Consider the following 14,743-nt stretch of genomic DNA (forward strand, 5'->3'; position numbering starts at 1 on the left):
GAACAGTGGTTCGTTACCGGACAAGTTACCGCCCGAGCGCCAGCTGGCGGAAGAATATGGGGTGTCGCGCTTTACGGTGCGTAAGGCATTAGAAAAACTGGTAAGTATCGGGGCGGTACACATTGTGCAGGGCTCAGGAATTTACATTAACCCCGGCGTGAGCAGTAATCCGCTGGTATACAACTCGATCACTGAAAAGAAATTCACCGAAATCAGCTTTAAAATGCTGGACCTGCATAAGCGGCGTCCGGATAAAGAAGAACAACAGGTATTCGATCTGAATACCGATGATTTTATCTGGGCGTTCACCCGCTTGCGGCGCGTCAGTCAGCGCAACGTACAGATTGAATATTCCCGCATGCCCGCCAGAGAATTTGGCGATCTGAATCAGAAGACTATTGAGCATTCCATTCAGCAATATGTTCTTAGCAAAGGCTATGTGATTTCACATTCCCTCACCCGCTATCAGGCGGTGACGGTGAGTAAAGAACAGGCATATATTCTGGGATGTAAAAAAGGCATGGCCGCCATGCATATTACCAACAGAGGCATTTTGCAGGGCGGCAAGGTTTACGCATTCAGCGACATTATCGACATCGATTATTCCTGCACCTACGTTATCCCGTTTAATCAGGACAATTTGGCTTTCCGCCAGAAGTAAGCGTGTCAGGGCGTGTGGATCACGCCGTCCGGCAGGCGGCTTTGCGTCCATTCATGCGGACGATATACCACCGGAAACTCTGCCGCCGCCTGCGGGTTAAAGCCCACGCCGATCCCCGCGCCTTCTCCCGGATAGAAATACCCCTTCACCGGTGCCTGTGCGCCCGGAAACACCTGTTGTGTGTTGGCGGGATAGGCAACAAACTCCTGGATCGCCGCATTATGCAGATGAATATTGAGGTGCGTATTCACCGCTGCGCCAACCGGTGTCATATCCGGCGGACAATGCCACGCCAGCCGCACGCCAAAGCTCTGGCAGAAATGCGCCAGTTTCAGCGCCGGTGTGATCCCCCCGATTTGAGAAACGTGGCAGCGGATAAAGTCGATCCGGCGGTGAATGATCAGATCCTTCCATTCCGCCGGATTATTGAATAACTCGCCGGTCGCCAGCGGCACAGCTGTCTGGCTGCGGATCTGCGCCAGCCATTCGTTCTGATCCGGAGGCAGAATATCTTCGATAAAGTAAGGCCGGTATTGTTCCACCGCTTTGGCGAACTGCACTGCCTGTTGCGGGAACAGCCTTTCGTGAACGTCATGCAAGATATGGAACTGATTGCCGTATTTTTCACGCAACGCTTTAAACATCGTCAGTGTGTTATCAATGTACTGATCCTGATCGTAATAAGCGCCTGCTGTCGGTTCGCGGGTACTGTGAAGTTCACGCGCATTGCCACCGTAAAAACCCAACTGACAGCGGATGTGACGATAGCCTTCAGCCAGTAAACGATCCACTTCGCCGTATAATTCTTCCAGCGTTTCACCGGTCGCATGGCTGTACGCCGTTACGGCATCTTTAGACTTGCCGCCAAACAAGTGGTAGAGCGGCATATTTGCCAGCTTACCTTTGATATCCCACAGTGCCATATCAATACCCGCAATAGCGTTATTGATCACCGGCCCGTTACGCCAGTACGCGTTCACCATCATCATCTGCCATAAATCTTCGATATGATTCGCATCACGCCCTATCAGCAACGGTTTGAGATACTCATCCACCATCAGTTTGACCGCCAGCGGGCGCTGCTGGAATGTCGCGCAGCCAAGGCCGAAAACGCCACGATCCGTTTCAATACGGACCACCACTAAATTATGACGATCGGGGCGCGTTATCTGACATTCGATATTCGTCATCAGCACAGGCTGCATGATTAATCCTTCATAAAAGCCGTTATTTTTAATTAAAAATCGGCGGTGATATTTGTATTACCGTTATTTCAACGTATTTTTATCCTGCTTGTAAACCTTAAATTCAGGCTTTTATTTTGGTTTAAAAGCACACCTGAATATCGATAGAAAACGGACCAATTCATTCATTATGTGCGAACAAGCCCCATCTGCGTGAAGTTTTGTGATGAAGATCCTGTTTTATTGGTTTGTTTTATAAAAAGGCCGTCATTACACTCCCCTTCCATCTGACAATGAATAATGAATTTTTCGTCGCGGGGTTCAGGGTGAATACAGAAATAATGCATTCGGTTATTAAGCTGGTAGGCGGAGCGGGAAATATCAATAAAGTCTGGCATTGCATGACCCGTTTGCGCTTTGATTTACACGACGAAAATAAAGTGGCCTGGGATGAGATTAAAAATCTGCCCGGCGTGCTCGGCGCACAAAGCCAGAGTGATCAGGTGCAGATCATCATTGGGCCGAAAGTGAATGTCTGGTACGACGCCATCGTGTCACAACTGGATCCTGTGACCGGCAACGCCGAAAAAACAACAGGAAATGTTTCCACAAAAGGGCGGAAAAGCCTGGTGTCGATGTTCATGGATACCGTCTCCGGCGTCTTCGGCCCGATCGTTCCGGCCATTGCGGGCGCAGGGATGATTAAGGGTTTGCTGGCCGGACTGATTGCTTTAAAAGTGATTTCAGCCAAAAGCGAAACGGTGATGATTATCGATTTGATCGCCAGCGGCGTGTTTTACTTCCTGCCGTTTTTCCTCGCCGTTTCTGCGGCGAAGATCTTTAAAACCAATGAATATCTGGCTGCTGCCGTGGCCGCCTGCCTGATGTACCCGACGCTGACAGATGCTGCGAAATCGCTCGCCAGTCATACAGCCGGTGCACCAACTGCGCTGTATTTTATGGATATACTGCCGGTGTCCATTTTCAATTATTCGGCCAGTGTCATTCCGGTGATTTTCTCCGTGCTGGCGCTGAGTTATATCCATCGCTGGGTGGATAAAATCATGCCGGACGTGTTGAAAACCGTCTTTACCCCGACGCTCACACTATTTATTGCTGCGCTGGTGTCGCTGACATTGATTGGCCCGGCGGGGATTTATCTCGGTAAATTGCTGGCATTTGGCATTCAGGGGTTGTTCGGAGTATCAGCGGTGTTTGCAGGCTTTATTGTCGGCGCGATCCGTCCTGTGGCGATCCTCACTGGCATGCACCATGCGATGACGCCGGTTGCCTTGCAGAACTTCACCGATCAGGGCTGGGATATGCTGATGCCAATGATGTTCATGGCCAACATGGCAATTGCAGGATCGACGTTTGCCATTTATTTCCACGTCAAAACCCGCGAACAAAAATCCGTCGTGCTGTCAGCCGCGATTTCCGGCTTACTGGGGATCACCGAACCGGCATTGTTTGGCGTGCTGACGCGCTACAAAAAAGCATTTATCGCTACCACCATCAGCAGCTCCGTGGCGTCGGCCTTTATCGCTTTCTTCGGCGTGCGGCTGTACGGCTATATTCTGTCGAGCATTTTCAGTCTGCCCGCTTACATCGGTCCGTATTTTATTTACATCCTGATGGGCGTAGCGCTTTCGCTGGGGCTGTCATTTACGCTGACTTATCTGATGGTCGTCAAACACAAAAGCACCGGACAAACGGTGCCTTTGGTTAATCAAACACGCTGAGGTTTATCAGGCCGCTGTTTTTGAATTTGTCATCTCAGACAGCGGTGCATTCTGGATAAGATTGGTCAGCCGGCCGATATTTTCAATTTCAACTTCAATCTTATCATTCTCATGCAGGAACAACGGCGGCACGCGGGTTTTTCCAACGCCACCCGGGGAACCGGTCATGATCACATCGCCGGGAGAGAGCCGGGTAAAGGTACTGATATACGCGATAATTTGTGGGATGGTATGCACCATATTGGCGGTGGTGTCATCCTGCACCAGCCGGTCATTCAGCCAGGTTTTGATGCTCAGATTTTGCGGATCACCCACTTCATCCGGCGTCACCATCCACGGGCCAAACGCGCCTGTCGACGGCCAGTTTTTACCTGCCGTATACCACTTATGCTGCCAGTCACGCACCGAACCATCCATATAGCAACTGTAACCGGCAATATAGTCCAGCGCATCATCAGCGGAAATATTGCGACCGGTACGTCCGATAATAATCGCCAGCTCACCTTCATAATCAAACTGCTCGGAAGAAGCCGGTTTGATGATCACACCATTATGACCGACCTGCGAATCCGCAAAGCGGACAAACAATGTTGGCGCGTCGCTGGTTTCATTGAATTCTTTGCGTTTTTCTGCGTAGTTCATGCCCACACCAAAAATTTTTCCTGGCCTGTCGATAACCGGCAGGAAACTGATGGCGTTTAGATCAAGATCCGCAGGCAACTGCACGTAACGTTGCAAGTCTTCCAGCTGATAATGTGCCATGAATTCGTTAATGTCCCGGCATCCCGAGCGGGCACCGACATCGACAATCCCCTCTGCCTGGAAGATGCCGAAGCTTTTGGTGTGGTCTTTACTGATGATGAAATTAACAATTTTCATAGATGCACTTAGAGTCTTATTTTACTTAAAACAGGTGGATTTGCTGGTGTTGTCTTCGTGATGACGTCCGCGCCACTGTGAAGATCGCGAGATTATTGACCCTGCGTTTCATGCCTTCTACTATATTTTATTACCTAATCGATGAATTTCAGGAATCAATGTTAAATAACAGAGACTTAGATTATTTCGTCACTGCTGCGCAGATGATGAATTTGAGACTTGCGTCACAAAATTTAAATATAACTCAGCCTGCTCTTTCAAAATCGATCACCCGTCTTGAGCGCGAACTGAACATCAAACTGTTCAAACGGGCAGGTCGCGGGCTTGAACTGACCGAAGCAGGACGCATTCTTTATCAACGTGGTATCGCGCTGCAAAGTTCGTATCTCGAGATTGGCGAAATCATGAATGAACTGAGCAGCGGCGCGGGCGGGATCGTTCGCGTGGGCGTGTCCGGTTCAGCCACGCAATTCCTGTTACCTGAGATCTGCAAAATGCTGCAATCTCAGGTACCGAATATGAAACTGGAAATCCAGATAGGCATGAATGACGTGCTTTTTACCCTGCTGGAACGTCATGCGATTGATGTCATCATCGGCCCGCTGGTCAATTACGACAGTCCGGTGGTGCAGTTGCCCGTGACTGCCGACCGGGTGATCGTCGCCGCGTCCCGTGATCATCCGTTGGCCGGTAAACCCGCCAGCCTGCGCGAACTCAGCCGTTACGGGTGGATTTTGCCAGCGAAAACCGTGTCGATGCGCCAGTGGCTGGATAAAATGTTCTATGAAAACCACTGTCCGCCACCGGATGTGAAAGTGGAAATCAGCTCGCTGGCCTCGGTGCCGGGGCTGATTGCGAAAAGCGGATTACTGAGTTTTTTGTCGGAGAATATTTTGGTGGAAGAAGAATTTCTTTCGCGACTGATCCGTATTGATAACGATCAGTTAGTGATGGAGCGTCGCGTCGGGATCACCTGGCTGGAAGGCGCATTTCTCTCACCGGCCACACAGAAAGTGATCGACGTCACCAAAAGTGTCGGGCAAAAAATGCAGACGGAAGCCCGCCGGATTTTAGAAGACTGAAATCCGGCAAGCTTTTTTACACCAGATGGCAGGCCACGCGATGGCCTCTTTCTATTTCACGCAGTAACGGGATTTCTTTACGACAGTGGTCGGTTGCACGCGGGCAGCGGGTATGGAAACGACAGCCGGCAGGCGGTTTTGACGGATCCGGAATTTCCCCACTGACCATCGCCACCGGCTCACTGTCCGGGTCAAGCGTCGGCACTGCTGCCAGCAGCGCCTGTGTATAGGGATGCAGGGGCTGCTGGAACAACGCATCGCGGCTGGCCGTTTCCACTAACTGGCCGAGATACATCACCGCCACGTCATCACAAAGGTGCTCCACCACCCCCAGATCGTGGGAGATAAACAGAAACGTCACGCCATGATCGTCACGTAAATCAGCGAACAGATTGATGATTTGCGCCTGAATCGACACGTCCAGCGCGGAAATGGGTTCATCGGCGATAATAAAGTCCGGTTGCAGGATAAGCGCGCGGGCAATGCCGATACGCTGGCGCTGTCCACCGGAGAACTCATGCGGGAAGCGGTTGTAATGCAGCGGTGACAGACCGCAGATCTTCATCACATCCAGCACCTTTTCATGCAGTTGCGCCCGTGAACACCGTTTATGTTCCAGCATCGCTTCACCGATGGCATCACCAATGCGGATCCGCGGGTTAAGCGAACTGTACGGATCCTGAAAAACCAGCTGGATTTTCGGGCGCAGTGCTTTCAGTTGTTTGGGCTTCAGGCCGTGCAGGTCTTCACCACGGAACTTCACGCTGCCCGCGGTTTTGTCATACAACCCAAGCAGCGTACGGCCCACGGTGGTTTTGCCGCTGCCGGATTCACCCACCAGCCCGAAAATCGTGCCTTTACGAATGTTAAAACTGACGCCATCCACGGCGCGCAACTGGCCGGTTTCCTGCCCGAATACGCCGTCACGGATCGGGAAATACTTTTTCAGGCCATCCACTTCAATCAGATATTCAGCATTCATGGCTGTAATTCCCTGTTTTCGATGTCACTTACGGTGCTCAGTCCGCCGTAAAAACACGCCACCTGCCGGTGCCGGCCTTCCAGCGCAGGAATGCCCTGGCGACATCTGTCAGTTGCGCGGGCGCAGCGTTCGGTGAATGCACAGTAAGGGGGCAGTGCGGCCAGATCCGGCACCTGGCCGGGAATAGAATACAAGCGGCGGCGGCGTTCGCCCGGCGTGGGTCTGGAGGCAATCAGCCCCTGTGTATAAGGGTGCAGCGGATTGCGCAGCACTTCAGCTGTCGCGCCCTGCTCCACAATTTTACCGGCGTACATCACCACAACGTGATCGGCCATTTGTGCGATCACACCTAAATCGTGGGTGATCAGCATCAGCGCCATGTGATTCTGCTGAGCCTGTTCACGCAGCAAACGCAGGATTTGCGCCTGTACGGTGACATCCAGCGCGGTGGTGGGTTCGTCAGCAATCAGTAACTGCGGCTTACAACTCAGCGCCATCGCAATCATGATGCGCTGCAACATGCCGCCCGAAAGTTGGTGCGGATAACTGCTCATCAGGCTTTCCGCCCGCGCCAGACCGACTTCGGTGATCATATTCGTCGCATGTGACCACGCCAGTTTCGGTGATTCACCGAGATGGCGGATCAGCGGCTCGACCAGCTGTTCCCCCAGAGTCAGCACCGGGTTCAGCGCGGTCATCGGCTCCTGAAAGATCATCGCCAGCTGGTTGCCGCGCAAGTCCGCCATCTGAGAGGACCGCAGCCTGAGTAAATCCGTTCCCTGAAACAGGATTTCACCGCTATCAATACGCGCAGCCTGTGGCGGTAACAACCCCATCAGCGACATCGCCGTGACACTTTTCCCGCAGCCAGATTCACCGACAATACCCACGGTTTGACCGGCCTGAACGTCAAAGGTGACATCTTGTACGGCACGCACACGGCCCTGATCACTGGAGAACGACAGAGAAAGCTGATTAAAACGGATCAACGGTTGCGTCATTTTTTGCTCCGTTTCAGTTTGGGATCAAGCGCATCACGCAGGCCATCGCCCAGTACGTTAATTGCAATCACCGTAATAAAGATCGCCACGCCGGGCGGCATCCACAACCACGGGCGACGCTGGAAATCGATGAGACTGTTCGCCGCATCCATCATATTCCCCCATGACGGTGTCGGTGGCACAACCCCGAGCCCGAGATAACTGAGCGCGGATTCGCTGAGAATGGCATTCGCCACAGCCATTGTTGCCATCACCACCAGAATTGGCACGGTATTGGGCAGTAAATGGCCAAACAGCCGACGACGCGAAGACAAGCCGAGCACCTGCGTCGCCAGCATAAAATCACGCTCACGCAGGGAGAGGATTTGCCCGCGGACCAGACGCGCCAGCTTCGGCCATTCCAGCAAGCTGAGCATTACGATCACCATATACACACGGGAATCCGGCGAAAAATCCAGTTCCGAAAGCATCGCACCCATAACGATCAGCAGCGGCAGGCTCGGAATAGTCATCACCAGATCGGCAAAACGCATGATGATTTTATCGGTTACGCCGCCCAGATAGCCGGACACCGCGCCCATGAGATATCCGAACGTCACAGATAACAACATGGTCAGCATGCCGATAATTAGCGAGATACGTCCCGCCAGCAGCAGCCGCGTATACACATCGCGCCCGAGAAAATCGGTGCCCAGCCAATGTTCCGCATTTGGCGCTTTGTTGATCATCAGCGCATCGGTGGCATCATCGCGCCAGGGAGAAAAGTAAGGACCTGCTATGCACCAGACGGCCATTACCAGCAGCAAGACTAAGCAAAACATCGCCAGTCTGTTCTGACGTAGCGCCCGCCACGCCTGCCGCCAGGGTGACGGTGTCACCTGAGCAAGCGCCGGAATTTGTGCTTCGCGCAGACGGCGGTTAGTCGAAAATAAAGAGCCAAACATTATGACCTCACACGAATACGCGGGTCAGCCCACGCATACAGCACGTCGGCAATCAGATTGCCAAGAATGGTCAATACCGCCAGGAACAACGTGAATCCCATCAGAACCGGGTAATCACGCGCTGCCAGCGAATCAATATGTATATGCCCGGCACCTGGCCAGTTGAAGACCTTTTCGGTGATCAGCGCCCCGGAAAACAGCCCAGGCAACTCAAAACCCAGCAGCGTGATAATGGGCAGCAGTGCATTTCGCAACGCATGTTTCAGGATAACTGTACGTTCACGTAAGCCTTTGGCACGCGCGGTACGAATGAAATCCATACGCACGACGTCGAGCATACTGGCGCGGAAATAACGTGTCAGGCTGCCTGCCTGTAGCATCACCAGCGCCACCACCGGCAATACCAGATGTGCGGCGACCTGCATCACCCATGCCCATCCTGTGGCGTCACTGCCGGTGTTGGTCATGCCCCCCACGGGCAGCCAGTGCAAATCAACGGCAAACCATTTAATCAACAGCAAACAAAGGAAAAACGTCGGGAAGGACATTGCGGCGAAGATGACCACACTGACTGCGTGATCAAACAGGGAATAAGGCTTCATCGCGGAGACAATGCCAACCGCCAGCGCGATCCCCCAGTACAGCACCATCGCAATAGTCGCGAGCAGGAAGGAATTCCAGATGTACTGATTCAGCAACTGGCTGACCGGGATCTGATATTGCAGCGAGAAACCCAGATCCCCCCGCAACAGATTACCCAGCCAGTGCAGATAACGGCTGAGCAGCGGTTGATCCAGGCCGTATAAAGCTTTCAGTTCAGCAGCGCGTTGTGCGGTCAGCGTAATATTGCCATCGATAAAGTCGCCCGGCGTTTTGGCAAACAGCATAAAGATGAGCAGCGAAGCGAGGAACAACATCGGAATGGTTTGAAGCAAACGACGCAGAATGAAATTTCTCATGACTTTCTCATTGAAGCTGCCGGAAGCGTCCGGCAGCTGCGTTATTTCTGATTATTTTACAATTTTGACGTCCGGCAGGCTGCCGGTCAGGCCGTTATAGATATCCGGTTTAAAACCGGTCACTCGGGCACTGCTGGCCGAAAGGATTTTGCGGTTACCGAGCAGGATCACCGGCGGATCGTTAGCCAGCACTTTATACAGCTCATGGTAAATCGGCTTACGCTTTTCGATGTCCAGCGTAGCGTTCCCTTCGTTGATCAGCTTATCGACTTCAGGATTGTTGTAGCCGGATTCAGTAGCTTCGGTGCTGTAATAATCCCACACGCCATCGTGCGGATCGTTAAGCGTGCTGGTGCTGAAGGAGGCCAGATCGTAATTGCCCGCTTTACGTTGTGACATCAGGGCGTTGAAGTCCACAACCTGTGGTTTCAGCAGTACGCCGATTTTCTGATAATCTTCTTTTGCAATCGGGATCAGTGCATCGTTGAGCACTTTTTTGCTGACCAGCAGCGTCAGTTCGAGACGTTTACCGTCTTTCACACGAATACCGTCACCGCCCACTTTCCACCCGGCTTCATCCAGCAATTTATTGGCCTGCGCCGGATCAAATTTGTACGGATTCACGCCGTCAGTGTTGTACGCCCAGGAAATAGGCGCGATCGGCTCAATCGCCACGGAGCCGTACCCCTGGTACACCACGTCAATCAGCTTCTGGCGATCCAGCCCGTAGATCAGCGCCTGGCGCACTTTCACATCCTGCAACGCCGGACGATGAACGTTAAATTCAATTTTGCTGTAATCACTGGATCCGTACAGGTTAATGTTGGCAAAGCCGAGCATTTTCAACTGCTCAATGTCATCCGGGCGGGAAGTGAAGGCATCGTAATCTGTATCGCCCGTCTGGAATAACTGGAAGTTAGTCGACGGATTGGTCACCCGATAAATGAAGCGCGGTGTCGGAGGGACACCGCGGTAGTAGTTTGCATTGGCGTGAAAACGGATCTCCTGCCCCGGGATGTACTTATCGTATACATAAGGGCCATTCCCCAGCGGTTTACCATGAAGCGTGCGCAGGTAATCGAGATTTCCGCGTTGGTAACCTTTACCGTAATAAGCTTTCGACAGTACAGGTCCGCCGATTTTTTGCAGCGTTGTGGCTCCCGGTTGTGTGGTGGTGACCTGCAATGTCAGCGGGTCAATCACCTTCAGACCGCTGATGCTTTCTGCTTTGCCTTGCTTGTATTCATCACCACCTGCAATATGCGCCAGCGTAATATCGGTATCCCCGTCATATTTTGGGTCATAGAGCACTGTCAGCGTAAATGCGACGTCTTCGGCGGTCAGGGGTGAGCCGTCGCTGAACTTCAGGTCAGGGCGTAATGTGATGGTATAGGTTTTGCCGTCAGGGCTGACTGTCCAGCTTTGGGCCAGACCGGGAACCAGTTTTCCCTGGCTGTCCCAGTCAATCAGGCGCGCGAAAATCACGTTAGTGACGTTTTCATCCCAGCCGTTGACGAAGAAGTATGGGTTAAAGATCCCCTGTGGTTCGGAGATCCCGGCAATCACAGTATCAGTGCGCAGTTTCGCAGCAGCAGGGATCTGGCTGGCATCAGTGGCCGGTGTAATGCCTTCTCTTAAAACATCATCAGCGAATGCAAAAGAAGACAGCATCACGGCACTGGCCAGTAATGCAATTTTGAAAGAAGCAGTACGGCGCGCGCGTTGTGCGACTGGCGCGAATGCAGAGCGTAATAACGTAGCCAAAAGACATCCTCATCAAAAGTGTGCAAACGATTTACAAAACATGACAAAGAGTAAGGATGCCATTAGGCCTTGTCTAACAACGAAAAAATATGGCTTATAGCTTTTAAACAGTACGCTGGAAAAGCCGCCAAAACGGCTAATGTGGAAAGATTTTCTGATACAACCCAGTAAGTACTTACTAACCTATTAACGCTTATTCAGAGGCGTATAGACGTTAACAGTTGGGTCTTTACCCTAAGAAAAACGGCGTATCTTTCACAAGATACGCCGTTTACTTTTATTTTCGGATCATAGCGCTCAGGCAGCGGTTTTTTTGCTGCGGGAACTGACTTCCGCAAGGATCTCTTTTTGTTTATTCTTCTCACCGATCAGCTTATACCAGCCTGACAGCTTGCGCAGATCCGGCAATGTGGCCTTTTCATCCGCATCGTAAGCGCTTAGCTTTTCACGATACTCTTCGAAGATCGCGATGCAACGGCGTGCCCATTCGCCTTCCAGCGCCGATCCGGCAACAGCACGCGGACGGCGCGGTAAGCGCGGGCGCAGCGGTTTGCTGGCTTCTGGCGCGGATTCATCCACATAGGCAAACTTGATGGAGACGACAGTTCTCCCCTGCTTTACCGGCTCCCAGACCACTGAAATATCGGTATTGGCATTAATCCGGTTGATCGTCGGCTCAAGAAGTTTCTGGCGGAAGTCACGATAATCCTCGTATTTGCCCGCCAAACCGGCCTTCTCACGCATCCAGTTGAGATCCAACGTTACTTCTATGGCTTTGCCGCTGCGGCGCCCGTAAAGGTTCTTAGCTTTGATGAGCCAGCCATAGAGTCGTACGGAAAAAGGCGTATCAAGTTTTGCAATGTTGGCAAAATTCAATTTGGTAAAAGATTCTTTAAGTTCATAAAGATACGGGGCGACATCCTGCCCGAAACGCAGAACCACCGCGCTGTGATCGTCGCTACTCACATATTCGAGACGTGAAAACCAGGAGAGTTGCACAGTACGGACCTTGCCGGTTTTAACATCCGGCTTGTAAATGGTGACCGGCTTTTTCATCAGGCTTTCAGCTGCTTCGCGCAACTGGCGGTGGCTGCTTGTCGGGTTTACCCCGTAGATCCGCTGATAATCCTGAGGGAAAAGTCGATAAAGCGTATCTGGCTGAGGTTTCCTGCTATCAATTTGTGCCAGTGCCAGGTTTAGCAGGCGCATTTCATCCAGAGTGACGCTGTAAGCGCCTTCAAGAAGATCATTCCCCTGAACTACGGTGAGTTTATTCAGTTCCATGTAGCAGGATCCATAAGTGGAAAGTAGCTAAATTATTCCACATAAAAAATGCCGGCGTAAAGCAAAAACAAGGGTTATTTATCCTTTTATAATCAGCATGTTAGAAAAGGATCGAAAAAGTCGGATCAGGAAAAACCTCCACATATGATTTTCGGCAGCACCAGGGATCCTTTTTTTAACACCTTGGATCGTCTGGACTTTTACAGGAAATTATTCCACATATGCAGAAGAGGATCTTCGCAAAAAACTATCAGCCATTCACAACCAGAATCTCTTCTGGATCAGAAAATCACTCCACATATGAGGCGCTACCGCAAACTAAAATACCAGAATCAGCTTTGTGATCCCCTTCTCACTTCGTTCCGGGCCGTGGTTTATCGCTCAGAGACGACCCACAGGAAAACTCTCCACGTATTGCGAAGCATGGGATCAGAAAATGTTTCCACATTAAGAACACATTGGCCGTATTGACAGGAAATTACTCCACATAATCGGTACAGCCGTATGCACAGAAAATCTTTCCACATAACGGCACCAACAGGATCAGGAAATATCTCCACCTTAATTCGCTCCATATGTGTATTCACACGGCAGGCTTCATGAACATCATCGTTTTAGAACAGGAAAACATTCCACATATAAAGTTGTGACAGCGTCACATAAATTGCAACCAACTGATTTATAGTTATTATTTAGGCAGGATTGTGGAAAGATGACTTTCAGGGAACAGATAATGTTTCCACATAGGCTGTTTCAGGATCAGGAAAAGTTTCCACATATACCTCTATCAGCGGCCCAAAGAAGGTCAAACTGCTCTACCTGTGGATGGCAGGGATCCGTTAACTGACTATGTGACATAACGTGACGCTGTAACAGGAAATTGTTCCACGTATTGGTGTTATCGATGGATCAGGAAATTCTTCCACTTATTAAAAATGCCTGTTGTGACAGCCTGTTAGAGAGATGCTAAGCTTAGGGCGATTACTGAATGACCTGTAAATGAGATATCCACAGAAAATTACTCCACATAGGTAATGGTTTGATCCATAAAGAAATTATCCACAGAAAAAACGTCTACATTCGCCATGAAAAGGATCCACATCCAACAGGAAGGATCTCCACCTGACGCAGGAAATATCTCCACAATACCCTTCATAAGCTGCTGATAATAAAAAATAAAATACCTCTCTAAAGAGAAAGATCTAAACTTAGAAAATAAACAAAACATTATTTGATCTTAAGATCTGATCACACAGAAGAAGAGAGTTGACGAAGGGATAAGTTCGCACTGAAAGCAGACAGAGTCAGGAATGTAAGCATGTGGTCTTCGGAAACGGGCCCTGAAAGACCCGGTCCAGCCAGTGTTCAGTGCATTACGTGCGTTCGTTGGTGATAAGCCAGGCCTCGATCAACTCGGTCAGGACGTCTTTCATTTCGCGATCTTGCAGGAAGCAGCTGGTTTTAAAACGACGATGCAGCTCTTCATCGATGTTGGTCTGCAATTTTTTTACTGATGCAGGTGGTTTAGAGACTGCTTCCAGTGCTGTCGTCAGTTGTCTGTGCTGGCCAAGTTTCATTTTCATTTCAGCAACTCCATGATTTCTTTAGTCATAATTTCAATTTCCCCTTTCGCGTTTCCGTCTGTCGTATCGAAAACAGTACCGCCATCCATCATTGTGCGGATGTAAACCTGGCGCTGCGTCGTACCAGTACGCAATGCGGGAACACCGGTATCGGCAATGGATTCTTTCAGCACTTCAAGCATTTTAGCTGAAGCGACTTTTTTGGTGATTAGAAAACGGGCAATCACCGGCTGCAAATTTTCGCGAGCTTCCACGACGGCCAGAATAGCGCCACAGGCAGCAAAATCTAAAGGTGACGGTGTCACAGGAATCAACACCAGATCACTCACCATCACAGCAGCGGAAGAAATTGCTGATATAGCAGCAGCGCCATCTATTACCACGTAATCGTATTCTTTTAATTGTTTGCGAACGGTATAGACTTCTTTTTCTGAAGCCGCCTCTGCAAGGTCGAACTGGCATTTGCTTTCGTCATACCAGTTACTGATACTTCCCTGCGGGTCGGTATCTACCATTACGACTTTATGTCCTTGTCGGGCAAGACAGGTCGCTATGTTTATAGACGTTGTGGTTTTCCCTACTCCGCCCTTCCCGTTCAGGAAAGAAATAATTTTCGCTGCCATGACAACCTCTGATGAAGCGTTCAATGAAGATTATAAGATTCTGAAACCCTAAGAT

At 50.7% G+C, this 14,743-nt stretch carries 13 protein-coding genes; 3 read left to right on the forward strand and 10 right to left on the reverse strand.

All coding sequences use genetic code 11. From position 1 onward, the window contains the following. Positions 1-661, forward strand: a 661-nt coding sequence (locus J1785_RS11635) for a GntR family transcriptional regulator (RefSeq protein ID WP_217219458.1), incomplete at its 5' end; no start/stop codon positions are given. A gap of 5 nt (positions 662-666) precedes the next feature. Here J1785_RS11635 and J1785_RS11640 read toward each other — a convergent pair. Continuing rightward, a complete protein-coding gene (locus J1785_RS11640) occupies positions 667-1,866 on the reverse strand; it encodes an enolase C-terminal domain-like protein (RefSeq protein WP_217219459.1) in 1,200 nt (399 codons plus the stop codon). Positions 1,867-2,186: 320 nt separating this feature from the next. On the opposite strand from J1785_RS11640, the gene J1785_RS11645 reads away from it, so the two are divergent. Further along, on the forward strand, positions 2,187-3,587 hold the full coding sequence (locus J1785_RS11645; RefSeq protein WP_129991098.1) for a PTS transporter subunit EIIC: 1,401 nt from the start codon (positions 2,187-2,189) through the stop codon (positions 3,585-3,587). A 6-nt stretch (positions 3,588-3,593) separates the two neighbouring features. Here J1785_RS11645 and J1785_RS11650 read toward each other — a convergent pair whose 3' ends face one another. After that, a complete protein-coding gene (locus tag J1785_RS11650) occupies positions 3,594-4,466 on the reverse strand; it encodes a fumarylacetoacetate hydrolase family protein (protein ID WP_129953383.1) in 873 nt (290 codons plus the stop codon). Between the two features lie 158 nt (positions 4,467-4,624). Here J1785_RS11650 and J1785_RS11655 point away from each other — a divergent pair, with 158 nt between their 5' ends. Further along, on the forward strand, positions 4,625-5,548 hold the full coding sequence (locus J1785_RS11655) for a LysR family transcriptional regulator (RefSeq protein ID WP_129953382.1): 924 nt from the start codon (positions 4,625-4,627) through the stop codon (positions 5,546-5,548). Positions 5,549-5,564: 16 nt separating this feature from the next. Here the strand turns inward: J1785_RS11655 and J1785_RS11660 are convergent, their stop codons facing one another. The 8 genes from J1785_RS11660 to parA all read right to left on the reverse strand — a co-directional run bounded on the left by J1785_RS11660 (position 5,565) and on the right by parA (position 14,688). Continuing rightward, positions 5,565-6,530: an ABC transporter ATP-binding protein gene (locus tag J1785_RS11660; protein WP_129953381.1), complete on the reverse strand. Its 966-nt coding sequence runs from the start codon at positions 6,528-6,530 to the stop codon at positions 5,565-5,567. Further along, positions 6,527-7,531: an ABC transporter ATP-binding protein gene (locus tag J1785_RS11665; RefSeq protein WP_217219460.1), complete on the reverse strand. Its 1,005-nt coding sequence runs from the start codon at positions 7,529-7,531 to the stop codon at positions 6,527-6,529. The genes J1785_RS11660 and J1785_RS11665 overlap by 4 nt, the downstream gene beginning before the upstream one ends. Continuing rightward, positions 7,528-8,475 (reverse strand): oligopeptide ABC transporter permease, encoded by a 948-nt coding sequence (gene opp4C / locus J1785_RS11670; RefSeq protein ID WP_165383736.1) that lies wholly within the window; start codon positions 8,473-8,475, stop codon positions 7,528-7,530. Before opp4C ends, J1785_RS11665 begins: the two co-directional genes overlap by 4 nt. Then, complete coding sequence (locus J1785_RS11675) at positions 8,475-9,434, reverse strand: ABC transporter permease (RefSeq protein ID WP_129953378.1); 960 nt, start codon at positions 9,432-9,434, stop codon at positions 8,475-8,477. Before J1785_RS11675 ends, opp4C begins: the two co-directional genes overlap by 1 nt. A 51-nt stretch (positions 9,435-9,485) precedes the next feature. Further along, complete coding sequence (locus J1785_RS11680; RefSeq protein ID WP_238483191.1) at positions 9,486-11,105, reverse strand: ABC transporter substrate-binding protein; 1,620 nt, start codon at positions 11,103-11,105, stop codon at positions 9,486-9,488. A 390-nt stretch (positions 11,106-11,495) separates the two neighbouring features. After that, positions 11,496-12,482: a replication initiation protein gene (locus J1785_RS11685; RefSeq protein WP_217138784.1), complete on the reverse strand. Its 987-nt coding sequence runs from the start codon at positions 12,480-12,482 to the stop codon at positions 11,496-11,498. 1,373 nt (positions 12,483-13,855) lie between these two features. Further along, complete coding sequence (locus tag J1785_RS11690) at positions 13,856-14,065, reverse strand: plasmid partition protein ParG (protein ID WP_014341719.1); 210 nt, start codon at positions 14,063-14,065, stop codon at positions 13,856-13,858. Then, positions 14,062-14,688: a ParA family partition ATPase gene (gene parA / locus J1785_RS11695; protein ID WP_217219462.1), complete on the reverse strand. Its 627-nt coding sequence runs from the start codon at positions 14,686-14,688 to the stop codon at positions 14,062-14,064. The genes J1785_RS11690 and parA overlap by 4 nt, the downstream gene beginning before the upstream one ends. Between the last annotated feature and the right edge of the window lie 55 nt (positions 14,689-14,743).

The sequence above is a fragment of the Rahnella perminowiae genome, assembly GCF_019049755.1.
Lineage (GTDB): Bacteria > Pseudomonadota > Gammaproteobacteria > Enterobacterales > Enterobacteriaceae > Rahnella > Rahnella perminowiae.

Bases quoted from the DNA above. Each gene is read 5' to 3' on its own strand.
- J1785_RS11640 (WP_217219459.1), bottom strand. From the start codon at position 1,866: ATGCAGCCTGTGCTGATGACGAATATCGAATGTCAGATAACGCGCCCC.
- J1785_RS11645 (WP_129991098.1), top strand. From the start codon at position 2,187: ATGCATTCGGTTATTAAGCTGGTAGGCGGAGCGGGAAATATCAATAAA.
- J1785_RS11650 (WP_129953383.1), bottom strand. From the start codon at position 4,466: ATGAAAATTGTTAATTTCATCATCAGTAAAGACCACACCAAAAGCTTC.
- J1785_RS11655 (WP_129953382.1), top strand. From the start codon at position 4,625: ATGTTAAATAACAGAGACTTAGATTATTTCGTCACTGCTGCGCAGATG.
- J1785_RS11660 (WP_129953381.1), bottom strand. From the start codon at position 6,530: ATGAATGCTGAATATCTGATTGAAGTGGATGGCCTGAAAAAGTATTTC.
- J1785_RS11665 (WP_217219460.1), bottom strand. From the start codon at position 7,531: ATGACGCAACCGTTGATCCGTTTTAATCAGCTTTCTCTGTCGTTCTCC.
- opp4C (WP_165383736.1), bottom strand. From the start codon at position 8,475: ATGTTTGGCTCTTTATTTTCGACTAACCGCCGTCTGCGCGAAGCACAA.
- J1785_RS11675 (WP_129953378.1), bottom strand. From the start codon at position 9,434: ATGAGAAATTTCATTCTGCGTCGTTTGCTTCAAACCATTCCGATGTTG.
- J1785_RS11680 (WP_238483191.1), bottom strand. From the start codon at position 11,105: ATGCTGTCTTCTTTTGCATTCGCTGATGATGTTTTAAGAGAAGGCATT.
- J1785_RS11685 (WP_217138784.1), bottom strand. From the start codon at position 12,482: ATGGAACTGAATAAACTCACCGTAGTTCAGGGGAATGATCTTCTTGAA.
- J1785_RS11690 (WP_014341719.1), bottom strand. From the start codon at position 14,065: ATGAAAATGAAACTTGGCCAGCACAGACAACTGACGACAGCACTGGAA.
- parA (WP_217219462.1), bottom strand. From the start codon at position 14,688: ATGGCAGCGAAAATTATTTCTTTCCTGAACGGGAAGGGCGGAGTAGGG.